The following is a 23,201-nucleotide window of genomic DNA, read 5'->3' on the forward strand; positions in this document are numbered from 1 at the left end:
GCAACTACGAGCACTTCGGCAGAGGTCCCAGCGGGGGACGCGGGGGACGGGACGCGGGGACGGGACGCGGGGCGGGGACGGGGACGGGACGGGCTAGCGCTCCGAGGGGAGGGGCTTGGTGCCCTCGATGCGGACGGCCTGGAGGGCGTGCGGGTCGAGGCCGAGCTCGGCGAGGATGGTCGGCGCGATCTGCGTCGTCTCGACCGGAGCGCCGATCCGCTTGCCGTGGCGGGCGTCCGGAGTCGACACGAGGATCGGGACCGTGCGGTCGTCCGCCGCGGCTCCGCCGTGCTCGGCGATCTTGGAGGTGCCGCCGGTGTACACGACGCCGGTCTGGGCGATGCCCAGGACGCTCGGGATGCGCGCGTCCGAGACCGAGGTGCCGAAGTACTTCGCCACACCCGAACCCGCGTAGATCGTCGTCAGTCCGGAGGAGGCCACCGAGATGGGCGCCTTCGTGATCGTGTCGCCCGCTGCGCTGTGCGTCGCCAGGTACTGCTTGGCGAAGTCGGCCGCCGCCTGCGAGTGGTCGCTCAGCCACAGCTGCATGATGTCGTCGTCGGTGGCGAAGGCGACGAGCGCTCCCGCACCCGGGTGGGCGGCGGTCCAGGCGGCGTCGAGGCCGTCGATGATCGGGCCGTCGTCCACGCGCTTGAGCGCGGCCGGGTCGGTCGGCGACTGGCCGTGCTTGGCCGAGACGATGACGGTCGTGTCGCGGTCGTGGCCGGTCTTCTTCAGTTCGGCCGTGAACTTCGCGAGTGACGCATCCACGAAGTCCAGCGCCTTGCTCATCAGCGGGCCGGGCGTGGTGCCGCCGGCGAGGTACCCGCCGGTCAGGCCGTCCGAGGTCGGCAGCTTCTGCGCGGTGGAGACCGACTGGAAGTTCAGGCCGAAGATGGCGGGGACGGGCTCCGCGGTGGTGCCGGAGTGGTCCTTGCCGTCGATCTCGTTGAGCACCGCCGCGACCTTGTAGCCGTCGTACTGCTGCGTCGCGGCGTTGTCCGTGGTCCAGTCGCCGCTGAACGGCGCTGGGGCGATGCTGTTGATCTCCGGCGTGAACAGGTCGTCCACACCGGCGCCCGACGGACCGTTCAGGATCTCGTAAGCCGGGTGCTTGTCGCTCCAGGCGGTCCGCAGCCCGGCCTGCTTCGCGACCTCGAACACCGTGTTCACCTTCAGGTACTGGTGCGGGTAGACGGGCTTGCACGTCGCCGGATCGACCGGCAGGGCCGCCGGATCGAGGAGGGATGCGGGCGAGCCGGTCATCGACAGGATGCTGCCGGGCAGGCCGCTGAGTCCTTGCCCGGCGTCGATGCTGTTCTGGTCGGTGTCCGCCGCCTCGGTGAAGGCGACCTCGGCTCCCGGCTTCGCATTCGTGCAGTCGGTGGTGCCCGCGGGCAGCAGCGCCCGGTTGTAGGTGTCGTCGTAGTACACGCCGGTCGTGCCGGGGTTTCCGCCGGTGACCTGGGCCACCATGCCCGGGAACGAGTCGGACGGGACGGGCGTGACGGCGTTCGTGAAATCGGTCCCGCGGTGTGCCAGCGCGGCGAGGGCGGATGCGGGATGCGTCGTGACGTACCAGTCCAGGTCCTTCTGGTGCAGGCCGTCGACGGAGATCAGGAGGACGTGCTTGGCGTCCGCGCGGCCACTGCCGCCGTGGCCCTGTCCCTCGTCGGCGAGCCCGGGCGCGGCTGCGGCGCCGGCGAGCAGAGCGCCTCCGGCGAGGGCGGCGCAGAGGGCGATGGCGCGGGAACCGGCCGTCCGTCTGGTGGAGAGCATCAGCATCCTTTCGAGCGGCCCACCCCCGGCCGGGGGTGGTTCGAACCGTGCTCGATCCTGTCGGCGCGCCACTGCCGGCGCCATGCGCGCGAGCGAGTGCTCGTCGAAGGTTCACGCTGCATTCACCGCACGGGGGACGCCTCGAAGCGCGCTCCCAGGCTGGCGGAGGCGAGCCTGTGGGTCCGCTCAGGCGGCGGCCGCGGCGGCCGCGGCGGACGCGGGGGCCGTGGGGGCCGCGGCCGTCTCGCGCTCGCCTCGGTGCCGTCTCGCGCTCGCCTCGGTGCCGTCTCACGCTCGCCTCGGTGCCGTCTCGCGCCCCCGGTGCCGTCTCGCGCCCCGGAGCCGCCCCAGGCGCCGAAGTGCTCGTAGTTGCAGGGCGACACGGCGTGTCGGCTGTAACTACGAGCACTTCGGCGGAGGTCCGGAGGTCCGGAGGTCCGGAGGCGGGACGGCGAAGCGGGGAGGCAGGGAGGCCTCGCGGCGAGGCGGGGGCGGCTCAGAGCGACGAAACGCCCTGGCCGACGTAGAGGGTGTTCTGGATGCTGTGCGCTTCGCCCGCGGCGATGTCGCGGTCGATCCCGGCCCGCACCTCCCGCATGAGCTTGTGCAGCTCGGCGTGCTTGCCGGGAACGCGCGCGTGGTGGGTGCTGTCCCAGAGGTTCGACACCGGGAGGGTGTCGCCGGCCTCCACGGCGAGCGTCCACTCCTCGGTGGTCGCCACCGCGGCGAACTCCGACTGCATGGTGACCAGGACGCTGCGGTGCAGTGCGTCCGCCGAGATCGCCCCGGCCGCGTTCACGAGGTCGAGCGTCCCGGTCGCGTCGGAGAGGAATTCGACCGTGAAGCCGAGCTCGGCCGCATCCCGTGCCGTTCCGGCGCAGCAGTGCTGGGTCATGTATCCGGCGATGGCGACCGTGTCGACGCCGGCCGCGCGCAGCCACTCCTCCAGGTCCGTTCCGGGGAACGCCGAGACGCTGCTCTTGGTGATCACGTGCGCGGGCTTCCGGTGGAGGATCGTCTCGTGCAGCGCAGCACCCTCCGACCCGCGCGCGAACACCGGCGCGTCCTCCTCTTCGATGTGCTGGACCACGACCACCGGAAGGCCGTGGTCGTCCGCCGCATCCCAGGCGATCTCGATGTTCGGCAGGGAGGTCATCAGGTCCGGGAAGCAGACCGGCAGGTTGCCCGTGACGTACTCGTTCTGGACATCGATCACGATCAGCGCGCGCTTCATGGGAGCACTCTAGTGCCGCCCTGCGCGAGTAGGCTGGTGCCGGCCGAACCGCCCACAAGGCGCGCACGCCCACGCGATGAAGCACACCGAGTCCCACGAGGAAGCGACGATGAGAGCCCTGTTCAAGAGGGAGGCCGCGCCCGGCCTCGAGCTGGTCGACGTCCCGGAGCCCGAGATGGGGCCGGAGGACGTCCGCATCCGCATCCTGCGCACCGGGATCTGCGGGACCGACCTGCACATCCAGCGCTGGGACGAGTGGGCGGCGTCGGCCGTGAAGGCCCCGCTCATCCCCGGCCATGAGTTCTACGGCCAGGTCATCGACGTCGGGCCGTTCGTCCACGACGTCGCCGTCGGGGACCTGGTGTCCGGCGAAGGCCACATCGTCTGCGGCACCTGCCGCAACTGCCGCGCCGGCCGCCGGCAGATGTGCATCCGGACGAAGGGCGTCGGCGTGCAGCGCGACGGTGCGTTCGCGGAGCAGCTCGTGCTCCCGGCGACGAACGTCTGGGTGCACCACAGCGCGATCGAGCCCGAGGTCGGAGCGCTGTTCGACCCGCTCGGCAACGCCGTCCACACCGCGCTGGCGTTCCCGGTCGTCGGTGAGGATGTGCTGGTCACGGGATGCGGCCCGATCGGCCTGATGGCCATCGCGGTCGCCCGCCACGTCGGCGCACGGTTCATCGTCGGCACCGACATCAGCGCGGCGCGCCTCGAGCTCGCCCGCGGGATGGGCGCCGACTTCACCGTGGATGTGTCCCAGCACGACATCCATGAGGCCCAGGCCGCGCTCGGCATGCGCGAGGGATTCGACGTCGGCTTCGAGATGAGCGGTGCTCCGACCGCCCTGCCGTCGATGATCGAGAACATGAACCACGGGGGCCGCATCGCGATGCTCGGGCTGCCGTCGCACACGATCGCGATCGACTGGGGCATCGTCGTGACGCACATGCTCACCCTGAAGGGCATCTACGGACGGGAGATGTTCGAGACCTGGAACGCCATGGGCGCCATGCTGCAGACCTCCGCGACGCTGCACGACGCCATCGCCTCCATCGTCTCCGATCGCTTCCCCGCCCGCGACTGGGAGAAGGGCTTCGCCGCGGCGGCGGCCGCGGGCGGAGGCAAGGTCATCCTCGACTGGACGGAGGTCTAGCCATGTACGGACGCTTCCGCGACCACATCGCGACGCAGCTGACGGAGATCGAGGAGGCCGGGCTCACCAAGCGCGAGCGCAGCATCCGCGGGCCGCAGTCCGCGCTGATCACCGCCGACGGGCAGGACGTGCTCAACTTCTGCGCCAACAACTACCTGGGGCTCGCCGACCACCCCGCGCTCCGGGATGCGGCGAAGACCGCCCTCGACGACTGGGGCTACGGGATGGCCTCGGTGCGTTTCATCTGCGGCACCCAGGAGCAGCATCTGGAGCTGGAACGCCGGGTCTCGCGCTTCCTCGGCACCGAGGCGACCATCCTCTTCTCGTCCTGCTTCGACGCCAACGGCGGCGTCTTCGAGACCCTGTTCGGGGCCGAGGACGCGATCGTCTCGGACGAGCTGAACCACGCATCCATCATCGACGGCATCCGCCTGTCGAAGGCGCAGCGGTATCGCTACCGGAACCGCGACCTGGCCGACCTGCGCGCCCAGCTGGAGGCGGCCCGGGAGGCGGGCGCGCGGTTCACCGTGATCGTGACCGACGGCGTCTTCTCGATGGACGGCTACATCGCGCCGCTGGCCCAGATCTGCGACCTGGCCGACGAGTTCGGCGCGCTGGTGTTCGTGGACGACTCGCACGCCGTGGGGTTCATCGGCGAGCACGGCCGCGGAACGCCGGAGTTGTGCGGCGTCTCCGACCGCGTGGACATCTACACGGGCACGTTCGGCAAGGCGCTCGGCGGAGCGTCCGGGGGCTACGTCTCCAGCCGCCGCGAGATCGTCGACCTCCTGCGCCAGCGGGCGCGTCCGTACCTGTTCTCGAACACCCTGGCGCCCTCCATCGTGGCCGGGACGCTCGCCGCGCTCGACCTGCTGGAGCAGTCCGACCAGCTGCGGGCGCAGCTGGTCCACAACGCCGAGCTGTTCCGCCGGCTCATGACGGAGGCGGGATTCGACCTGCTGCCGGGGGAGCATCCCATCGTCCCGGTCATGTTCGGGGATGCGGCGCTCACCGCCCGCATGGCCGACGAGATGCAGCGCCAGGGCGTCTACGTGACCGCGTTCTCGTACCCCGTGGTCCCGAAGGGCCGGGCGCGCATCCGCGTGCAACTGTCGGCGGCGCACACGGAGGACGAGATCCGCCGCTGCGTGGATGCGTTCACCGCGTCCCGCGCGGCCGTCGCCGGGTAGTGCGGAAACGGAGGTAGCGCGGCCGGCCCTCCGCCTCACGGCCTGCGGAAACGGTGTCTGCGGCCGGGGTGTCTGCGGAAACGGAGGCGATGCGGCCCCGGTGTGGCCGCCCCCGCCGCCGGGCGCTCGCGGAAACGGAGGCGATCTGGCCGCCGTCGCCGCCGGGCCCTCGCGGAAACGGAGGCAATCTGGCCGCAGTCCGCCCGAATCGCCTCCCTTTCGCGCCTGAGCGCGGCGTATCGCCCGGATCCGCCTCCCTTTCCGACGCGGGTTCGCGGCGTATCGCCGGGATTCGCCTCCGTTTCCGACGCGGGTTCGCGGCGTATCGCCGGGATTCGCCTCCGTTTCCGACGCGGGTTCGCGGCGTATCGCCGGGATCCGCCTCCCTTTCCTACGCGGGATCGCGGGGACGCATCCCGACCCCCGGGGTCAGTCCTCGAGGGAGGGACGGGCTCGGTGGCGGGCGACGAGGATGCCGCGGCGTGCGAAGAACAGCACGAGGCCGGTCACGAGGAAGAGCGCCAGCGCGATGAGGTCGACCAGGGCGACCGTCCCGGCGACGGCCGCCGCCTGCACAAGCCCGCAGGCGGACGGAGTCTGCCCGGCGGCGCACAGGAAGCGGTCGCTCGCGCTGGTCGCTCCCGACGTCAGCCAGCTGCCGATCAGCTTGTTGTACCCGGTCTCCAGTCCGCGGACGAGCGTCGGACCGCTGTGCCCCTGGCCGGGCACCGCCCAGTACGTGACCGCCCAGCCCGCCTGCTCCGCCGCGGTCGCGGTCGCCTCGACCTGCGGCCGGAACTTCGGGTCCTCCGCACCGGCGACGAAGACGGCGACGGTCGGCTGCGGGTAGTCCCGCGACGCGAGGATGTTCGCCGGCCAGGTCTTCTCGTATGCGACCTGGCTTCCGCCGAAGAACGTGTCGCGGGTGAAGACCGGGAGGTGCTCGCCGGGCTTGTCCGGCCCCGAGACATCGATGAGGGCGCCCCACTTCTCGGGATGCGCTGCCGCCAGGTACGCGGCGCACTCGCCGCCGTGCGAGAAGCCGGCGATCACGTGGTCGGCGCGGTCCCGCGACACCGGGAGGTTCGCGTCGATCCAGGCGGGCACATCCTGAGACAGATAGGTGTCGAGCTTGCCGGCCGACGTGTCGGCGCAGGGCGGGTTCTTGCTCTGTCCGCCGAGCTGGTCCACGACGAGCACGAAGGGCGCCTGGGCGAGCCGGTCGTCGCCGAGGCTGTGCAGCGCGTCCAGCGTCGCGCCCAGCGTCGGGTCGCCCGGCTGGCCCATCATCATCTCGACGACCGGTCGCGTTGCGCCCGGGTCGCGCAGCCAGCCCGAAGGAACGAAGAGGTGGGCGTCGCGAGCGCTGAATCCCGATGCCGTCGGCGGGACGTGCACCGCCAGCTCGTAACCGTCCGCGAGCGTCTGCCCGGTCACCGGGATGCTGTGCCCGGCCACGGTCGCCTCCGCGAACGCCGGCGCCGCGGCGATTCCGGCCACGGCGACGGTGAGGACGGCGGCAGCCGAAGCGACGCCGATCCGTACGGCCCTGCGCCGTGAGGACTGGATGACGTCCCCGATGGCGAGCGGCAGGACGGTCGCGGCGAGGACCACGATGAACCAGCCGGGCCCGGCGAGGTCCGGCCGGGGGAGCAGCAGCACCCCGAGCAGCACCAGCCCTACGCCGATGAGCTGTCCGGCGACCACCGCGATGACGGTCGCCGTCGCCCGGAACCGCACTGCCCGGCGCACGAATCGGAACGCCGGGTAGACGCCGGCAGCAACGAGCGCCGCAGCGAGCCAGAACAGTGGGGACATACCCGTCAGTCTACCTATCGCCCGCCCCCCGCAATGCCCCCAATTCGGGCATCTGAAAGGCTTCTGACCCGAATTGGGGTAACCCACAGCGTAAGGCGGCCTGCTCAGGACCTGGCCGCACGGGCGCGGCCGGACGCCGCGAGGACAGGAGCGGGCCCCCGACCCGGATGTTGCGGGTCCAAGCCTCTGCGACACTGGAGGCGTGTCCTCCGCAGCCCCCGGCTTTCCGTACGAACGCCTGCGTCGGTGGCCGGACGTCGAGGCTCCCAACCTCTTCGCCTCCGACGCGGCCGATCGGCTCCTCGCCGACCTCGCCGCGGAGGCGGTGGGTGCGCCCGGACTGGTGGTCATCGGCGACGCCTACGGCGCGCTCACCCTCGCGGCTGCCGCGCGCGGGGCGCGAGGAATCCGCGTCCACCAGGATGCGCTGACGGGCGAGCGCGCGCTCGACGCCAATGCTGCCGCCCTCGACCTCGCCGGTGCGTACGAGCACCGCGCCCTCGACGCCAATGCTGCCGCCCTCGACCTCGCCGGTGCGTACGAGCACCGCGCCCTCGACGCCGGACTCGTCCGCGGCGCGCGCACGGTTCTCCTGCGCCTCCCGCGCAGCCTCGACGCGCTCGACGAGATCTCGGGCCTGATCGCCGAGCACGCGCATCCCGAGGTCGTGGTCCTCGCCGGCGGGATGCTGAAGCACATGACCGTCGCGATGAACGAGGTCCTCGGCGGGTTCTTCCACTCGGTCGAGGCCTCCCTCGCCCGGCAGAAGGCCCGCGTCCTGACCGTGCGGGAGCCGCATCCCGCAGCCGCGACCCCCGGGCCTCGCTGGCCTCGGCGCTCGCGGGACCCCGAATCCGGCCTCTGGATCTGCGCCCACGGAGCGGCCTTCGCCGGCACCTCGGTCGACATCGGCACGCGCTTCCTGCTCAGCGTCCTGGACGATGCCGTGCCGGGCGCGCACACGGCCGTCGACCTCGGCTGCGGGACGGGGGTGCTCGCGTCGGCGCTCGCCGTTTCGCGGCCGGGGCTGCGGGTCGTCGCGACCGACCAGTCCGCCGCGGCCGTCGCGTCCGCCACGGCGACGGCGGCAGCGAACGGGGTGGCCGACCGGGTGACCGTGGTCCGGGATGACGGGCTCGCCTCGCAGCCGGACGCCTCGGCCGAGCTGATCGTGCTCAATCCGCCGTTCCACATCGGCTCCGCCGTGCACACCGGTGCCGCGCTCCGGCTGTTCGCCGATGCCGGCCGCGTGCTGGCTCCCGGCGGCGAGCTCTGGACCGTCTGGAACTCGCACCTCGGCTACCGCGCCGCTCTCGAGCGCAGCGTCGGCCCGACGCGTCAGATCGCGCGCAACGCGAAGTTCACCGTCACCGCATCCCGCAAGCGCCCCTGACCCTCGAACCGTCCAGCCCCACCGTCGAGTACACGAAGATTGGACGCGACACGCCGCGGGAGCGTGCAATCTTCGTGTACTCGAGGGTGGGGCTCGAGGGTGGGGCTCGAGGGTAGGGGTCGAGGGTGGGAGGAGGGGTCAGGCGGCGAGGACCTCGCGGACGCCGGAGACGACGAGGCCGAGGGCACCCTCGCCGCGCGAACGGGTGGCGGCGGCACGCGACGGGACGACGTGCGCCAGCACGGGCTTGCCGCTCGCGGCGAAGGTCCGCCATTGCTCCGCCCCCGCCGTGTAGTCGAGGCCCAGCCAGCTCCAGCGCTCCTGGGTGGATGCGAAGAGCGTCCCGTCCGCCGCGACCTCGGCGCCGTAGTAGTAGCCCCACGTGCGATACCCGCGCGCCCGCGCATCCACGGGCCAGGCGCGCGCTGTGCAGTACCCCTTCGCGACGAAGGTGGCGGTGGGATGCTTCACTCGGCCCATGAGGCCCAGCAGCTCCCCGAAGTGCTCGGCCGGCACCGCTTTCGGGTCGACGAAGATCGTGTGCGTGCCGGCGTAGGCGTCCGCAAGCTCCTCGAAGCGCAGGTAGGGCTGCCGCGGCTGCGTCGGGTCGTTGGTCTCGGCGGCGGTGATCGTGTGCTGCTGCACCTCGCTCCAGGTGTGCTCCGCGGCGTGGAAGCCGGACGTCCCCGAGGTGCGATCGAGGGTGTCGTCGTGGAGACCGAACCAGACGCCGTCCGACGTGCGGGCCAGCGAGATCTCGAGCGCGTTGACGCCGAGCGCGACCGAATTGCGGTAGGCCTCCATCGACATCTCCGGCCAGTCGAGCGACCCGCCGCGATGGGCCACCGTGAAGCCCGGGCGCGTCGTCAACCGGTCGACGAGGAGGCCGTCAGGCGAGCCGTGCGGCTTCGGACTCGCCGCAGGGCCGTTCGGAGAGCCGGGGAACCGGGGAAGGAGCACCGCCCCGCCGACCGCCGCGGCGAGGACCGCCGCTCCGCCGGCGAGCCCGCCGATCATCGCGCGCCGGGAGATCCGCCCGGGCCCAGCCCCGCGCCCGGCCGCGTGCGCGTCTCCGCCCCCGGCCCAGCCCCCGGCCGCGCGCGCGTCTCCGCGACCGCCCTCCGCGGGCGGGGTGGCGGAGTCCTCATCGCCGGGCATGCAAAACCCTAGGCATCGCGACCGGATCCGATCAAGGGACCCGACCTGGGGATGTTCGCCAACCGATCCAGAAATCTCCACCGCATCCGCGGCGAACGATGATTCTCACAACGCTTTCAGCCCTCAATCCGTAACTCGACAACCGAATCCGTCGTAAAACGCTTGTCCTCACGGCCGGATGTTGCTAACGTCCCCCTGTCGCACACCGGCGTTGCCCTTCGCCACCCGACCCCGCGACCCGTGAACCGAGGGAGAGCAATGACGCAGACCAGTTCCCGGCCGGACGCCTCATACGGCGGCGGCGGACCCGAACCGGACGAGCACCGCCACGCGCTGAAGGCCGACGGCGTCAGCGCGGCCGGCTCCATCGTGATGGCCGTGGCCGGAAGCGCGCCCGCGTACTCGATCGCAGCCACCACGGCGACGCTCGTCGGGGTCGCGGCCCTCGGAGCACCGGCCGCCCTGCTCTGGTGCGGCATCCCGATGCTCGGCATCGCCTGGGCGTTCCTCTACCTCGGACGGCTCGACGTCAACGCCGGCGCCGCCTACTCGTGGGTCGCACGGGCACTGCACCCCATCCTCGGCTTCCTGTCCGGATGGGCGCTCGTGATCTCCGCGACGGTCTTCATGATCGCGGGTGCGCTGCCCGCCGGCTCGATGACGGTATCGCTGTTCGCGCCGGAGCAGGCGGACAACACACTGCTGGTCACCGGCGTGGGCGCCCTCTGGTTCCTCGTGATGGCTGCGTGCGTGCTTTTCGGCGTGCAGGTCACCGCTCGCGCGCAGTGGATCATGTCGGTCATCGAGGTCGGCATCCTGATCGTCTTCGCGGCGCTCATGATCGTGCGAGCGGCGACCACCGCGCACGCCGGACCGTCCTTCTCCTGGGACTGGCTCGGGTTCCAGCACCTCACCGGCCCGGGAGTCTTCGTCTCGGCAGCGCTCATCGCCGCGTTCTACTTCTGGGGCTGGGATGTCTCGGCCAACCTGAACGAGGAGACCAAGGACGGCCACAGGAGCGCCGGCTCCGCCGGCATCATCGGCGTGATCATCGTCTTCCTGCTGTTCGAGATCTTCACCATCGCGACGCTCGTCATCCTCCCCGAGAAGAAGATCGAGGCCAGCGGAGCCAACCTCCTCTCGGTGCTCGGCGACGCGGTCTGGCCGGGGATCGGCGGCAAGATCCTGGTGATCGCCGTCGCGCTCTCGACCATCGCGACCCTGGAGACCACGCTCATCCAGGTCACCCGCACCCTCTTCTCGATGGGACGCGACAACACCATCCCGAAGATCTTCGGCAGCATCCACCGCCGGTGGCGCACGCCGGCCTTCGCGACCCTGATCGTCGTCGGGGTCTCGCTGCTGCTGTTCCTCGGTGCGAACCTGCTCGGGCAGACGGTCGGCGAAGTCCTGAACAACGCCATCCTCTCCATCGGCATCCAGATCGCGTTCTACTACACGCTCGCCGGCGTGGCCGTAGTGGTCGCGTACCGGCGGGTGCTGTTCGCCTCGGCGAAGAACTTCATCCTGATCGGGCTGTGGCCCGCCGTCGGGGCGATCTTCATGGGCGTGATCTTCGTCATCGGCATCGTCCAGAACTTCCAGAACGATGCGATCGTCGTCAACGGCCTCGGACTCGGGCTGATCGTGCTCGGCCTCGTGCCGATCCTGATCTTCTACCGCAAGGCGCGCGAGTACTACACGCGCCGTCCGCTCGAACTGCCCGAGGAGCTCGACGCCGCCGCCCCGCCCAACGTCGACGACCGCGACCCCGCCGCCCGCTGACCCACCCAGCGCCCCGCGCCCCACCGCCGAGTACACAAAGACTGCACGCTTTCCCCCTCGGGAGCGTGCAGTCTTTGTGTACTCGGCGGAGGGGCGGAGGGGCGTGGGACGGTGGGGCGGAGGGGCGGAGGGGCGGAGGGGCGTGGGGCGGTGGGGCGGTGGGGCGGGATTCAGAGGTCGTCGTTGCGCCGACGTCGCGCCGGGGACTCGAGGAGGGAGAGGATGAAGAGCAGGGCGAGGAGCGCGAAGATGCTCAGCGCCGCGATGAGGTCGCTCCAGGAGAACGGGATGAGCTCACCGTCGATCGAGAGGACGAACACCGTCTCCACCACGCCGAACGCGACGAAGAAGACCCCGAGCAGCGTGCGCGTCAGCTTCACGTTGGGTCCCCGCCGGTGCAGCTCCACGCGGCGCAGTTCGACCATGAGGCTCAGCAGCAGCAGTGGCAGGACCTGGGCGAGCGTCGCGGCGGTCGCGCTGTCGATCAGCACGACGCGGAGCGGGGCCGGATACACCATGGGCGCCAGGGTACCCGTCACGGGCCACGGGGATCGAGGGCGAGTCCGGGTGGAATATCCCCTCGCGCACGAAAGTTGAGCCTGGTAGACTCAAGTTTGCCCAGAACGAGAATGGGGAAGGGAACCAGATGGCGAACATGCAGGGTGCGCCCTCCACGCAGGAGGAGGCCAAGAGCGCTCTCGAACAGTACGGCGTGAACCTCACGGAGATCGCCAAGAGCGGCAAGCTCGACCCGGTCATCGGGCGCGACGCCGAGATCCGCCGCGTCAGTCAGGTACTGACGCGTCGTACCAAGAACAACCCCGTGCTCATCGGCGAGCCCGGCGTCGGAAAGACGGCGGTCGTCGAGGGCCTCGCCCAGCGCATCGTCGCGGGGGATGTCGCCGACTCCCTCAAGGGGAAGCAGCTGGTCGCCCTCGACCTCTCCGCGCTCGTCGCCGGCGCGATGTACCGCGGCCAGTTCGAGGAGCGTCTGAAGGCCGTCCTCAAAGAGATCAACGACGCCGAGGGCCAGATCATCACCTTCGTGGACGAGCTCCACATCCTGATGGGTGCGGGAGGCGGCGAGGGGTCCGTCGCGGCGTCCAACATGCTGAAGCCCATGCTCGCCCGCGGCGAGCTGCGCCTGATCGGCGCGACCACGCTCAACGAGTACCGCGAATTCATCGAGAAGGATGCGGCCCTCGAGCGCCGCTTCCAGCAGGTGTACGTCGGCGAGCCGTCGGTCGAGGACACGGTCGCCATCCTCCGTGGGCTGAAGGGCCGCTACGAGGCGCACCACGGGGTCACGATCGAGGACTCGGCGCTGGTCGCCGCCGCCTCCCTGTCCAACCGCTACATCACCGCCCGCCAGCTGCCCGACAAGGCGATCGACCTCATCGACGAGGCGGCGTCGCGCCTGAAGATGGAGATCGACTCGGCGCCCGTCGAGATCGACACGCTCCAGCGTCAGGTCGAGCGGATGAAGCTGGAGGAGTTCGCCCTCAAGAAGGAGAAGGACGAGGCCAGCAAGGAGCGCCTGGGCCAACTGCGCGAGCGCCTGCACGAGCAGGAGGACCAGCTGGAGGAGCTGCAGGCCCGCTGGCGCGCCGAGAAGGCGTCGCTGAACCGCGTGGGCGAGTTGCGGTCGCAACTGGAGGAGGCCAAGACCCGCCGCGACCTCGCGCTGCGCGACGGCCGCTACCAGGAGGCGTCCCGCATCGAGTACGAGACCATCCCGGGCATCGAGCGGGAGCTGGCCGAGGCCGAAGCGGCCGAGCACGACCACCCGCGCATGGTGAACGAGCAGGTCACGGCCGACGACATCGCGGCCGTCGTCGCCGCGTGGACCGGTATCCCGGTCGACCGCCTCACCCAGGGCGAGACCGAGAAGCTGCTGAACCTGGAGCACGAGCTGGGCCGGCGGATCATCGGCCAGAAGAAGGCCGTGCAAGCGGTGGCGGATGCGGTGCGCCGCACCCGCGCCGGAATCTCCGACCCCGGACGCCCGACCGGATCGTTCCTGTTCCTCGGCCCGACCGGTGTCGGCAAGACCGAGCTCGCGAAGGCGCTCGCCGCGTTCCTCTTCGACGACGAGAAGGCGATGGTCCGGATCGACATGAGCGAGTACGGGGAGAAGTTCTCGGTCTCCCGCCTCGTCGGAGCGCCTCCCGGGTATGTCGGTTACGAGCAGGGGGGTCAGCTGACCGAGGCCGTGCGCCGCCGTCCGTACTCCGTGATCCTGCTCGACGAGGTCGAGAAGGCGCATCCCGAGGTCTTCGACGTGCTGCTGCAGGTGCTGGACGACGGCCGGCTCACCGACGGCCAGGGCCGCACCGTGGACTTCCGCAACACCATCCTGGTCCTCACCTCGAACCTCGGCAGCCAGTTCCTCGTCGACACCACGCTGAACGCGACCGAGCGGGAGGAGGCCGTGCTGCAGCTGGTCCGGCAGGCTTTCAAGCCGGAGTTCGTGAACCGCCTCGACGACATCGTCGTGTTCTCGGCTCTGAGCCAGGAGGAGCTCGGCGAGATCGTCGAACTGGGCATCGACCGGCTGATGCTGCGGCTCTCCGAGCGGCGTCTGGAGCTGGCCGTCACGCCGGATGCGCGGGCCTGGCTGGCCGAGCGCGGCTACGACCCCGTCTACGGCGCGCGGCCGCTGCGCCGTCTGATGCAGCGTGAGATCGAGGACCGGCTCGCGACGGAGCTGCTGGCGGGCGAGGTCCGGGACGGCGATCTGGTGCGGGTCGACCTCGACAGGGAGAACGACCAGCTGACGGTGTCGGCCGCCCGCGAGTGACGGCCGCACCCGCCGCACGCGTAGGCTTCTGAGCATGCGTGCTGCTGTCATCCACGGGGAACGCGATGTGCGCCTCGAAGAGGTCCCTGCTCCCGTCCTGTACACCGGTCCCGGCGCCGACGGCCTCGATGCCGTGGTCCGGGTGGTCGCCGCCTGCGTCTGCGGCAGCGACCTGTGGCCCTACCGCGGGGTGGTTCCCACGACGGAGGCGCGCCGCATCGGCCACGAGTTCGTCGGCGTGGTCGAGCAGGTCGGCCCGGGCGTGCAGAAGATCAAGCCGGGCGACTTCGTGATCGCCCCGTTCTACGACTGCGACATGACGTGCGTGAACTGCCGCAACGGCGTCAGCACCTCCTGCCTGCACGGCGGCTGGTGGGGAGCGGACGACCGCAACGGCGGCTTCGCCGACGGCGGCCAGGGCGAGTACGTCCGTGTCCCGCACGCCGACGGTTCCTTGGTCGCGACGCCCGGGTACCCGCGCGCGGACCTCATCCCGAGCCTGCTGACGCTGTCGGATGTGATGGGGACCGGCCACCACGCCGCGGTCTCCGCCGGCGTCACGGCCGGGAGCACGGTCGTCGTCGTCGGTGACGGCGCGGTCGGCCTCTGCGCAGTGCTCGCCTCGGCGCGGCTCGGAGCATCCCGGATCGTCGCGATGTCGCGTCACGAGAGCCGCCAGGCGCTGGCCCGCGAGTTCGGCGCGACCGACATCGTCGCCGAGCGCGGCGACGCCGGCGTCGCGGCCGTCGTGGAGCTGCTGGGCGGGATCGGCGCCGACTGCGTGCTCGAAGCGGTGGGCACCAAGGAGTCGATGGACCAGGCGATCCGTTCCACGCGCCCCGGAGGGATGGTCGGCTACGTCGGCGTCCCGAACGGCGGACCCGAGCTTCCGGTCCGCCCGCTGTTCGGCAGCAACATCGGGGTGAACGGCGGCGTCGCTCCCGTGCGCAACTACGTCGAGGAGTTGCTGCCGGATGTGTGGTCCGGCGCGATCGAGCCGGGCCGCGTCTTCGACCTGGAGCTTCCGCTGACCGACATCGCCGAGGCGTACGCCGCGATGGATGAGCGGCGCGCCATCAAGACGCTCGTGCGCCCGTAGGTCGTACCGGACCGACGGCGCGGCGGCGGGTCGGCCGAGTGCTCGCCGGTGCGCAGGCCGCCGGCCCGCCGGCCGACCGGCGGGTCTACCGACGGGCCGCCGGCCGCGCGACGACCGGGTCCCCCGCGGCGTCAGCCGTGGTAGCGGACGATGTCCTCCAGCGGACGACGGCTGCGCGGCGCCGACTCGCGCTCGCGCAGCGGATCGGGCAGCGACTCCGGGTCGCCGAGCACACCGATCGCGGTGACCGAGACCGGCTCGAATCGCTCGTCGAGGTCGAACGCCTGACGCAGTCCCTCCGGCTCGAAGCCGCCCATCTGGTGCGCGTACAGCCCGTCGTGGTGGGCCTGGATGGTGAGGTGCGCCACGGCCTGCCCGAGGTCGTAGGTGGCCCAGCGGCGCTCGCGGCCGTCTGCGTCGACGACCTCGGCGGCCGCGACGATGAGGACTGCGGCAGCTCCGGCCCACGCCTGGTTGAAGCCCTGGAGGTTCGCGACGATGGTGTCGAACTCCGCAGTGCCCCGGCGGGCGACGATGAATCGCCACGGCTGGGTGTTCGAGGCCGACGGCGACCAGCGCGCCGCCTCGAGTGCCGAACGCAGGACGGTCTCATCCACCTCGGCCGAAGGGTCGAATGCGCGGGGGCTCCAGCGCTCGGCGAGCGTGGTCAGCAGTGGCGCGGACGTGTCGGCGGTACGGGTGGCGGCCTCGGCGATGGACATGGGCTCCTCCAGGGGATGCTCGGTGGGGATGGGGTCGGCTCCATTGCCTGGCTATGTCCATGTAAACACATGATTCGCGGAGGAATTCCCGGCCGCTGCTCCCGCGCATCCATTCGCATCCATTCGTCTCCTCGCCGAAGTGCTCGTTGTTGCACCCCCGGACGGCGTGTCGCCCGCAACAACGAGCACTTCGGCGAAGGGGAGAGCGCGAAAGGCGGAGGGAGTCAGTCCAGTTCGAGGCGCTTGAGCGTGTGCTTCTCGGTGTGGCCCGCGTCGGTCTCGACCTCGTCGATCGCGATCGGGATGTTCGGGCCGACCACCAGCCAGACGAAACCATCGCGATGAACGAGGGGGACGAGGTCCGTCGTCCCGTCACGGAGCAGCGTCCGCACCCGCTTGAGCAGGGCGTACCCTTCGGACGGCTTGGCCACGTACGTCTTGCGCCGATAGTGGATGACGTGGGCCAGCGTCTTCGCGCTCAGCCCGGCGACCTCGGCCTCGGGGAGCACGTCGCTTGCGGTCGCATCGGCGGTTCGCGTGTCGGTCATGCCACGCACGGTACGCCGTTCCGCCTGCCTCGGCACCTGCTCGCTACGGCGAGGCGGCCGGCGTTCCCCTCGCGGGAGGCCGTCGCGGTGCGTCCTGGGCGGCGTCAGGCCCCGAAGATCGCGCGGAACTCCTCCAGGGGGGCCTTCGGTCGTCGGTCCTCGAAGAGGACTCCGTTGGTCTCCTGGCCGGTGTCGGCCAGCTGGGTGTAGCAGTAGCCGGCGATGGCACCGGATGAGCGGATGGCGCCGACCAACGCGCGGAGTCGCTCCACCAGGTCCGCCGAACTCGTGGCGGTGGAGTATCCCCACGCGTCCCCCTGGTCGGTCTCGGTGTACGAGACGCCGCCGAACTCGGTGACCATCAGCGGTGCGTCCGTCCCTTGCGATGCGTCGACGATCAGACGACGGCCCGCAGAAGTGAAGACGGAACCCAGGATCCCCTGACGGCTCGCGTAGCGCTCCCGCACCCGTTCGGCATGGTGGTCGTAATCGTGGATCGACAGGATGTCCGACTCCGCGTGCTCCCATCCGTCGTTCGAGATGACCGGACGGCTCGGGTCCAGCGTCTTGGTCACGTGGACGAGCGCCTTCGCGTAGGCGACCATGCGCTCGTCGTGCGCGATGTGCTGCACACCCCAGCTCTCGTTGAGCGGAACCCAGGTGACGATGGAGGGATGCGACCGGTCGCGATCCAGGATGGCGGACCACTCCGCAATGCCGCGGCGCACCGCCTCAGGCGTGAAGGCGTACGCGGCAGGCGCCTCCCCCCAGACCAGGAGGCCCAGCGTGTCGGCCCAGAACAGGAAGCGCGGATCCTCGTACTTCTGGTGCAGCCGCGTCGCGTTGAACCCGAGATCGAGGATGAGCTGCGCCTCTGCACGGAGAGCGTCCGTGCTCGGCGCGGCCGAGTGCGTGCCGGGCCAATAGCCCTGGTTGAGCACCGACCGGAGGTACACCGGCCGGTCGTTCAGCAGGAAGCGCCCGCCCTCGACCGTCGTCGACCGGAGGCCGAAGTAGGACGACACCGCGTCTCCGGGGGCACCGGGAACCCGGAGACGCACCGTCGCATCCAGCAGAGTGGGATGGGCGGGCGACCACAGCAGCTCCTCGTAGGCCTGCCCGTTGCTTTGCCGGTGGATGCGGAAGGGCACCTCCGCCTCGCGCCCCCAAACGGTCGTCTCGGTCCGGGCCAGGAGCTCATCGCCGTGGGAGACCTCGATGAGTACGGTCGTTCCCTCCGGGGCGGGCCGGCTCAGCCGCAGTTGAGCGGTGACCTCGCCCGCTGGCACATCCGTCAGCCAGTGCAGCTGCTCCAGGCGCACGGCTGCGGCGGCCTCGAGCCAGACCGGCTGCCAGATTCCCGTCGTCCGGTGATACCAGATCGAATGCGGATGGCGCCGCCAGTCCTGCTTTCCGCGAGGCTGAGCGACATCCGCCGGGTCGTCCTCGGCACGGACCGTGATCGAGAAGTCGCCCTCGCCGGCGAGGTCGGTGATGTCGAGCGAGAACGGGGTCGAACCGCCTTCATGTCGCCCGGCCGAGCGTCCGTCGACCCAGACCTCGCAGGAGTGATCGACGGCTCCGAAGTGGAGGATGAGACGCTCACCGGCAGGGAGTTCGTCCCGCAGCACCACGCGCTGATACCAGACGACGGGATGGAAGCCCGTGTCGCGCACGCCGGAGGCTTCCGACTCGAAAGGGAACGGCACCTGAATGGTCCCGTTCAACCCGCCGGCGGTCTCCCAATGCTCCTGCCCACCGCGGTCGTCGTCGTCGAACGCGAAGGTCCACTCTCCGGAGAGGTCGTGCCAGCCGGCGCGGACCAGCTGGGGCCGCGGATAGCAGCCGTCCTGCGCGGTGGCCGGGTCGACAGGATTCTCCGAAGTGAGCATCCACCTAGCTTGCCCGATTCGTCTAGCGCTGTAAAGCGGGAACCAGAAGTTCAGGACATCGTGGGTGCGCTCTCCCGGACGACCAGCGAGAAGGGCGCGAGCTCGTGACGCCCCATCCCATCGAAGCCAGAGACGCGGTCGAGCAGCATGTCGACGGCGCGTGTCGCGAGAGCGCGCATGTCGGGCGCGATCGACGTGATCGAGGGGTAGGTCACCGCCGTCATCGGGGTGTTGTCCCATCCCGTGACCGCTACGTCCTCCGGCACCCGGAAGTCGCGCTCCTGCAGCGCGCGCAGCGCACCGATCGCGGCGAGGTCGTCGCGGCAGACGAGGCCGTCGAACCGCAGGCCGGCATCGATGGCCGCGCCGACGGCCTGGACCGCGCTGCCGGCCGAGACGGCTGAGCTCGCGATGAGCAGCTGCGGATCCGCCGTGTGACCTGCATCTTCCAGTGCCTGCTGATAGCCCGCGATCCGCAGCAGGGAGGTCCGGCTCGGGCCGGAGGCCTCGTGGCCGGCGAACGCGATGCGGGTCCGACCCTGCGAGAGGAGGTGCTGAGTGGCGATCCGCGCGGCCTCCACGTTGTCGATCATGATGCGATCGACCGTCAGCGGCGCAGCGTTCTCGCCCAGCACGACCAGGGGGATGTCCGTGCGCGACTGCGCCAGCTCCGCGGAGTTCATCACGCTCGGCTGGAAGATCATCCCGTCGACGAGGCCCGATTCGCCGGCCGAGACGACGGCCCGTTCGCCCTCGATGGTGCCCTCCGTCTGCTCGAGCAGCACCCGGTACCCGCGCCGCTCCGCCTCGTCGGCGACGACCCGCGCGAGCTCCGCGAAGTACGGGAGTGTCACGTCTGCGAAGGCCAGGGCGAGGAGGCCCGTCCGGCCGGTGGCGAGACGGCGGCCCATGATATTCGGCCGGTAGCCCAGTTCGTCGATCGCGCGCTGCACCCGCTCCCGCATCTGCGGGCTGACGTGCGCGTAGTTGCGGACGACGTTGGAGACCGTCTTCATGGACACTCCGGCGTGCTCCGCCACGTCCTGAAGCCTGACCGCCATCGCGCTTCCTTCCCGCGTCATGATGCCGCACCCGCGGTGTCACTCTACAGGGACCGGCCGTCGTCGCAGCGCGTGGTTGACAGGTCGTTGTCCAGCGCTGTAAATTCGCGGAACGTGCCGGTGCCCCCGCACCGAGCAGCCTCCGATCACGTTTTTCGCCCGGCGGAATCCTGCGTGGACGGCACACTCGAGGGAGAGATCACATGAAGAAGCGATTCGCTGCACGCGCGATCGCCGTAGCGGTCACGGCGGGCCTCGGGCTCGCGCTGACCGCTTGCGGAAGCAACTCCGGATCCGGAGGGGCGGCAGTCTCCTCCGGCGACTACACCGGGCCGAAAGTCACCATCAGCTTCTGGAACGGCTGGACCGGCGGCGCGGCACCCGTGCTCGTGCCGAAGCTGGTAGAGAAGTTCAACGCCGAGCACACGAACATCGTCGTCAAGGACGTGCCGATGGAATGGGCGGACATCGCCCGCAAGATGCCGCTCGCGGTCAAGGCGGGCAAGGGTCCGGATGTCGCGGTCGGCCACGGCGACGACATCGCCACCTACGCGGCGCAGGGCCTGGTCCTGAAGGCGGACAGCATCGTCACAGCGCTCGGCTACACGGCCGGCGACTTCCCCGACGGGCTGCTCGACGCCGGGAAGTACAACGGCGGTCAGTACGCCGTCCCGTGGAGCGTCACTCCGCTCGGCCTGTACGTCAACACGGACGTCTTGCAGTCGGCCGGGGTCGATCCGACGAGCATCCCGGCGGACAAGGACGCGTACCTGGCCGCCCTCGAGAAGCTGAAAGCCGCCGGAGTACACGGCGAATGGGTCGACGGCTACGTCTTCAGCGGCACGTTCGAGTTCGAGAGCCTGCTGTGGCAGTACGGCGGTGACCTGTTCGACAAGGATGCCACCAAGGCGACCTTCAACTCCGACGCAGGGGTCAAGGCGCTGACCTGGATGACCGACCTCATCAAGAAGGGCTACAGCCCGGCCGACGTCGCACAGGACGGCAACATCAACGCCCTGATCGCCGGCAAGACGGCCTTCAACTGGAACGGGGTCTGGCAGACCACCAACACCGCGTTCGACAAGCTGAACTGGCAGGCGGTCGCGGTCCCGCAGATCGGCGACAAGAAGGCCGTCTGGTCGAGCTCGACCCACTGGATGTTCCTGGACAACAAGGGCCAGGACAAGAACAAGACCGCCGCCGCCGCCACCTTCGTCAAGTGGATGAACGACAACTCGGCCGACTGGCCGCAGACCGGCGAGCTGCCCGCCAAGAACTCGGTGCGCAACGACCCGAAGCTCGTCCAGGACTACCCGAAGCTGAAGCCGTTCCTCGACGAGCTGCCCTACGCGCACTACGAGCCGATCGCCCCCGGCATCACCGCTGTCGAAGCGACGATCACCGTCGCGCTGAACGAGGCCATCACCGCAAAGAAGTCGCCGAAGCAGGCGTTGGACGACGCGGCAGCGAAGGCCGACACCCTGCTCAAGCAGAACAAGGCGAAGTACGGTGGCTGATACCGCATCCCTCGTGGCGCCCCGGGAGACCGGGGCGCCGCCCCGCCCCTCCCCGGGCCGCCGCTCCACGGAGCGCTCGTCAGGCCGTCGGACGGCGGGCCGCCGTCGCACAGGTGTCGCGTACCTGTTCCTTGCGCCGTTCCTCGTTCTGTTCGCGCTGTTCGTGCTCGCGCCCGCGGTCTTCGGCCTGTGGATCAGCCTGACGAACTGGAGTCCGTTCCGCGCGACGCAGTCGTTCATCGGCCTCCAGAACTACATCGACCTCTTCACCCCGGGTTCTGCGACCTCGGGTGACTTCTGGCAGTCGATGGCGGCGACAGGCATCTTCACGCTCGGAAGCGTCCCCCTGCTGCTGATCGTCCCCCTGCTGGTGGCCGTGCTGCTGAACCGGAAGATCCGCGCGGGGTCCTTCTTCCGCGGCGTCTTCTTCGCGCCGTACGTTCTCGGCGTCGCTGTGATCGGCGTGATCTGGAAGTATCTCCTCGACACCCAGTCCGGCATCGTGAACCACCTGCTCGGGCTGATCGGCCTTCCCGGCGATCTGCCGTGGACGGTCGACGTGCCGTGGGCCTGGATCACCCTCGTCGGAGTGACCGTGTGGTGGACGATGGGCTTCAACACCGTCATCGTCCTCGCCGGACTCAAGGGCATCAGCGCCGACCTCTACGAGGCGGCAGCGCTCGATGGCGCCGGCGCCTGGCGCCAGTTCCTCAGCGTCACCCTCCCCGGGCTACGGCCGGTCATGACCTTCGTCGTGACCATCACGATCCTCGCCAGCGCGAACATGTTCGGTCAGTCGTTCCTCATCACCAAGGGCGGGCCGGGCAACCAGACACGATCCGCCATCCAGTACATCGCCGATCAGGGCCTCTCGCAGAACAACCTGGCAGCCGCGTCGGCGATGAGCTACGTGCTCTTCGCGTTCCTCGCGATCATCAGCATCGTCAACTTCCGGCTCCAGCGGGAGCGGGCAGAGAAGGGCGTCTCATGACGACAAGCGTCCCCGAAAGGGCCACGACGACCCGGACGGTGCGCCCGCCGCGCACGCGGACCCCGCGCGCCACCCTTCGGGCGACCATGCTCCATGGCGCGCTCATCGTGCTCGCCCTCGTCGTCATCCTGCCCTTGCTCTGGATTCTGCTGACCTCGTTCAAGACCGACGGCGACGCCATCCGGAACCCGTTCTCGGTGGTGCCGAACCCGTTCTCGGTGGATGCATACACGACGCTCGCGAGCGGCCAGCAGCCGGTGCTCCGCTGGTTCCTGAACAGCCTCGCGGCGGCGGCGCTGCAGTCCGTGATCATCCTGGTGACCGCATCCCTGGCCGCGTACGCCCTCGCGCGCCTCGAGTTCCGGGGAAAGCGGATCGTCTTCGGGTTGATCGTCGCAACACTGCTGGTGCCGCCGGTCATCTTCCTGATCCCGAACTACCTGATCGTGCAGAACCTGGGCTGGCTGGACACCATCTGGGCGATCACCATCCCGGGGGCCGCGAGCGCGTTCGGCGTCTTCTTCCTGCGCCAGTTCTTCGTCGGGCTCCCCGCGGAGATCGAGGAGGCCGCGCGGATCGACGGCGCGGGCGACTTCCGCATCTTCCTGCAGATCGTCCTGCCGCTCGCCCGTCCGGCACTCGCCACGCTCGCCGTCCTGAGCTTCCTGGCGAACTGGAACGACTTCCTGTGGCCGGTGTATGTCCTGCTCAGCCCGGAGAATCTGACGCTGCAGCCCGGGCTCTCCCAGCTTCAGGGCGCTTACTCCACGCATTACGCCATCGTGATGGCGGGCGCAGTGATCGCCTCGGTGCCCGTGCTCATCCTGTTCTTCTTCGCTCAGAAGCAGATCGTGGAGAGCGTGGCCTCCAGCGGGGTCAAGGGATGACGCGGCGCCGCGCCACCAGGGGAGTCGCCGGTTAAACCACGATGCCGGGCTGTGGGAGACTAGGGTTTCTTCCACGGCCCGGCATACGTTCGGGGTTACGTCGGCGGATATTCGGGTTCCCCCGGCGCTCTTTGAGACTACACGAAGTCGGCCGTTCGTGTGGGCTAAATGGAG

18 protein-coding genes are annotated in these 23,201 nt (G+C 70.1%); 9 read left to right on the forward strand and 9 right to left on the reverse strand.

Features of this window, described 5'->3' with window-relative positions:
- Nucleotides 1-93: 93 nt before the first annotated feature.
- Together BM287_RS13530 and BM287_RS13535 are read right to left on the reverse strand one after the other, a co-directional pair.
- Nucleotides 94-1,779 (reverse strand): alkaline phosphatase family protein, encoded by a 1,686-nt coding sequence (locus tag BM287_RS13530; protein WP_090040568.1) that lies wholly within the window; start codon nt 1,777-1,779, stop codon nt 94-96.
- Nucleotides 1,780-2,275: 496 nt separating this feature from the next.
- On the reverse strand, nt 2,276-3,013 hold the full coding sequence (locus BM287_RS13535) for a cysteine hydrolase family protein (protein ID WP_090040567.1): 738 nt from the start codon (nt 3,011-3,013) through the stop codon (nt 2,276-2,278).
- 109 nt (nt 3,014-3,122) lie between these two features.
- On the opposite strand from BM287_RS13535, the gene tdh reads away from it, so the two are divergent.
- Together tdh and BM287_RS13545 are read left to right on the forward strand one after the other, a co-directional pair.
- Nucleotides 3,123-4,166 carry an L-threonine 3-dehydrogenase gene (gene tdh, locus BM287_RS13540; RefSeq protein ID WP_170857555.1) on the forward strand — a complete coding sequence of 348 codons (1,044 nt, stop codon included), beginning with the start codon at nt 3,123-3,125 and terminating at the stop codon, nt 4,164-4,166.
- A gap of 2 nt (nt 4,167-4,168) precedes the next feature.
- Complete coding sequence (locus BM287_RS13545) at nt 4,169-5,356, forward strand: glycine C-acetyltransferase (RefSeq protein WP_090040563.1); 1,188 nt, start codon at nt 4,169-4,171, stop codon at nt 5,354-5,356.
- Nucleotides 5,357-5,785: 429 nt separating this feature from the next.
- Here BM287_RS13545 and BM287_RS13550 read toward each other — a convergent pair whose 3' ends face one another.
- Nucleotides 5,786-7,174: an alpha/beta hydrolase gene (locus BM287_RS13550; RefSeq protein ID WP_090040561.1), complete on the reverse strand. Its 1,389-nt coding sequence runs from the start codon at nt 7,172-7,174 to the stop codon at nt 5,786-5,788.
- 202 nt (nt 7,175-7,376) lie between these two features.
- On the opposite strand from BM287_RS13550, the gene BM287_RS13555 reads away from it, so the two are divergent.
- Nucleotides 7,377-8,567, forward strand: coding sequence for a class I SAM-dependent methyltransferase (locus tag BM287_RS13555; RefSeq protein ID WP_090040559.1), 1,191 nt, complete (start codon nt 7,377-7,379; stop codon nt 8,565-8,567).
- A 138-nt stretch (nt 8,568-8,705) separates the two neighbouring features.
- On the opposite strand, the gene BM287_RS13560 is transcribed toward BM287_RS13555, so the two are convergent.
- The gene (locus BM287_RS13560; RefSeq protein ID WP_139230687.1) at nt 8,706-9,725 is read right to left on the reverse strand and encodes a glycerophosphodiester phosphodiesterase; all 1,020 of its coding nucleotides are present in this window, start codon (nt 9,723-9,725) and stop codon (nt 8,706-8,708) included.
- A gap of 258 nt (nt 9,726-9,983) precedes the next feature.
- On the opposite strand from BM287_RS13560, the gene BM287_RS13565 reads away from it, so the two are divergent.
- Nucleotides 9,984-11,510, forward strand: a complete 1,527-nt coding sequence (locus tag BM287_RS13565) for an APC family permease (protein WP_090040555.1) — start codon at nt 9,984-9,986, stop codon at nt 11,508-11,510.
- Nucleotides 11,511-11,680: 170 nt separating this feature from the next.
- On the opposite strand, the gene BM287_RS13570 is transcribed toward BM287_RS13565, so the two are convergent.
- Complete coding sequence (locus BM287_RS13570) at nt 11,681-12,028, reverse strand: hypothetical protein (protein ID WP_090040553.1); 348 nt, start codon at nt 12,026-12,028, stop codon at nt 11,681-11,683.
- Between the two features lie 128 nt (nt 12,029-12,156).
- Here BM287_RS13570 and BM287_RS13575 point away from each other — a divergent pair, with 128 nt between their 5' ends.
- Both BM287_RS13575 and BM287_RS13580 read left to right on the forward strand, forming a co-directional pair.
- Complete coding sequence (locus BM287_RS13575; protein WP_090040552.1) at nt 12,157-14,310, forward strand: ATP-dependent Clp protease ATP-binding subunit; 2,154 nt, start codon at nt 12,157-12,159, stop codon at nt 14,308-14,310.
- A gap of 34 nt (nt 14,311-14,344) precedes the next feature.
- On the forward strand, nt 14,345-15,409 hold the full coding sequence (locus tag BM287_RS13580; RefSeq protein WP_090040551.1) for a zinc-dependent alcohol dehydrogenase family protein: 1,065 nt from the start codon (nt 14,345-14,347) through the stop codon (nt 15,407-15,409).
- Between the two features lie 131 nt (nt 15,410-15,540).
- On the opposite strand, the gene BM287_RS13585 is transcribed toward BM287_RS13580, so the two are convergent.
- The 4 genes from BM287_RS13585 to BM287_RS13600 all read right to left on the reverse strand — a co-directional run bounded on the left by BM287_RS13585 (nt 15,541) and on the right by BM287_RS13600 (nt 19,632).
- Entirely contained in the window at nt 15,541-16,131 is a 591-nt protein-coding gene (locus tag BM287_RS13585; RefSeq protein ID WP_090040549.1) for a nitroreductase family protein, read from the reverse strand.
- 224 nt (nt 16,132-16,355) lie between these two features.
- Nucleotides 16,356-16,679 (reverse strand): hypothetical protein, encoded by a 324-nt coding sequence (locus BM287_RS13590; protein ID WP_090040547.1) that lies wholly within the window; start codon nt 16,677-16,679, stop codon nt 16,356-16,358.
- Between the two features lie 104 nt (nt 16,680-16,783).
- Entirely contained in the window at nt 16,784-18,571 is a 1,788-nt protein-coding gene (locus tag BM287_RS13595; protein ID WP_090040545.1) for a glycoside hydrolase family 2 protein, read from the reverse strand.
- A gap of 50 nt (nt 18,572-18,621) precedes the next feature.
- On the reverse strand, nt 18,622-19,632 hold the full coding sequence (locus BM287_RS13600) for a LacI family DNA-binding transcriptional regulator (protein WP_090040543.1): 1,011 nt from the start codon (nt 19,630-19,632) through the stop codon (nt 18,622-18,624).
- Between the two features lie 203 nt (nt 19,633-19,835).
- On the opposite strand from BM287_RS13600, the gene BM287_RS13605 reads away from it, so the two are divergent.
- The 3 genes from BM287_RS13605 to BM287_RS13615 are packed head-to-tail and all read left to right on the forward strand — an operon-like array spanning nt 19,836 to nt 23,027.
- On the forward strand, nt 19,836-21,149 hold the full coding sequence (locus BM287_RS13605) for an ABC transporter substrate-binding protein (RefSeq protein ID WP_090040541.1): 1,314 nt from the start codon (nt 19,836-19,838) through the stop codon (nt 21,147-21,149).
- Nucleotides 21,142-22,140 carry a carbohydrate ABC transporter permease gene (locus tag BM287_RS13610; RefSeq protein ID WP_090040538.1) on the forward strand — a complete coding sequence of 333 codons (999 nt, stop codon included), beginning with the start codon at nt 21,142-21,144 and terminating at the stop codon, nt 22,138-22,140. Before BM287_RS13605 ends, BM287_RS13610 begins: the two co-directional genes overlap by 8 nt.
- On the forward strand, nt 22,137-23,027 hold the full coding sequence (locus tag BM287_RS13615) for a carbohydrate ABC transporter permease (RefSeq protein ID WP_090040536.1): 891 nt from the start codon (nt 22,137-22,139) through the stop codon (nt 23,025-23,027). Before BM287_RS13610 ends, BM287_RS13615 begins: the two co-directional genes overlap by 4 nt.
- The last annotated feature ends 174 nt before the right edge of the window (nt 23,028-23,201 follow it).

Source organism: Leifsonia sp. CL147 (genome assembly GCF_900114565.1).
Classification (GTDB): Bacteria; Actinomycetota; Actinomycetes; order Actinomycetales; family Microbacteriaceae; genus Leifsonia.

What these genes read in the sequence shown, in the direction of transcription:
- BM287_RS13530 (WP_090040568.1), bottom strand. Translation starts at nt 1,779, where the DNA reads ATGCTCTCCACCAGACGGACGGCCGGTTCCCGCGCCATCGCCCTCTGC.
- BM287_RS13535 (WP_090040567.1), bottom strand. Translation starts at nt 3,013, where the DNA reads ATGAAGCGCGCGCTGATCGTGATCGATGTCCAGAACGAGTACGTCACG.
- tdh (WP_170857555.1), top strand. Translation starts at nt 3,123, where the DNA reads ATGAGAGCCCTGTTCAAGAGGGAGGCCGCGCCCGGCCTCGAGCTGGTC.
- BM287_RS13545 (WP_090040563.1), top strand. Translation starts at nt 4,169, where the DNA reads ATGTACGGACGCTTCCGCGACCACATCGCGACGCAGCTGACGGAGATC.
- BM287_RS13550 (WP_090040561.1), bottom strand. Translation starts at nt 7,174, where the DNA reads ATGTCCCCACTGTTCTGGCTCGCTGCGGCGCTCGTTGCTGCCGGCGTC.
- BM287_RS13560 (WP_139230687.1), bottom strand. Translation starts at nt 9,725, where the DNA reads ATGCCCGGCGATGAGGACTCCGCCACCCCGCCCGCGGAGGGCGGTCGC.
- BM287_RS13565 (WP_090040555.1), top strand. Translation starts at nt 9,984, where the DNA reads ATGACGCAGACCAGTTCCCGGCCGGACGCCTCATACGGCGGCGGCGGA.
- BM287_RS13570 (WP_090040553.1), bottom strand. Translation starts at nt 12,028, where the DNA reads ATGGTGTATCCGGCCCCGCTCCGCGTCGTGCTGATCGACAGCGCGACC.
- BM287_RS13575 (WP_090040552.1), top strand. Translation starts at nt 12,157, where the DNA reads ATGGCGAACATGCAGGGTGCGCCCTCCACGCAGGAGGAGGCCAAGAGC.
- BM287_RS13580 (WP_090040551.1), top strand. Translation starts at nt 14,345, where the DNA reads ATGCGTGCTGCTGTCATCCACGGGGAACGCGATGTGCGCCTCGAAGAG.
- BM287_RS13585 (WP_090040549.1), bottom strand. Translation starts at nt 16,131, where the DNA reads ATGTCCATCGCCGAGGCCGCCACCCGTACCGCCGACACGTCCGCGCCA.
- BM287_RS13590 (WP_090040547.1), bottom strand. Translation starts at nt 16,679, where the DNA reads ATGACCGACACGCGAACCGCCGATGCGACCGCAAGCGACGTGCTCCCC.
- BM287_RS13595 (WP_090040545.1), bottom strand. Translation starts at nt 18,571, where the DNA reads ATGCTCACTTCGGAGAATCCTGTCGACCCGGCCACCGCGCAGGACGGC.
- BM287_RS13600 (WP_090040543.1), bottom strand. Translation starts at nt 19,632, where the DNA reads ATGGCGGTCAGGCTTCAGGACGTGGCGGAGCACGCCGGAGTGTCCATG.
- BM287_RS13605 (WP_090040541.1), top strand. Translation starts at nt 19,836, where the DNA reads ATGAAGAAGCGATTCGCTGCACGCGCGATCGCCGTAGCGGTCACGGCG.
- BM287_RS13615 (WP_090040536.1), top strand. Translation starts at nt 22,137, where the DNA reads ATGACGACAAGCGTCCCCGAAAGGGCCACGACGACCCGGACGGTGCGC.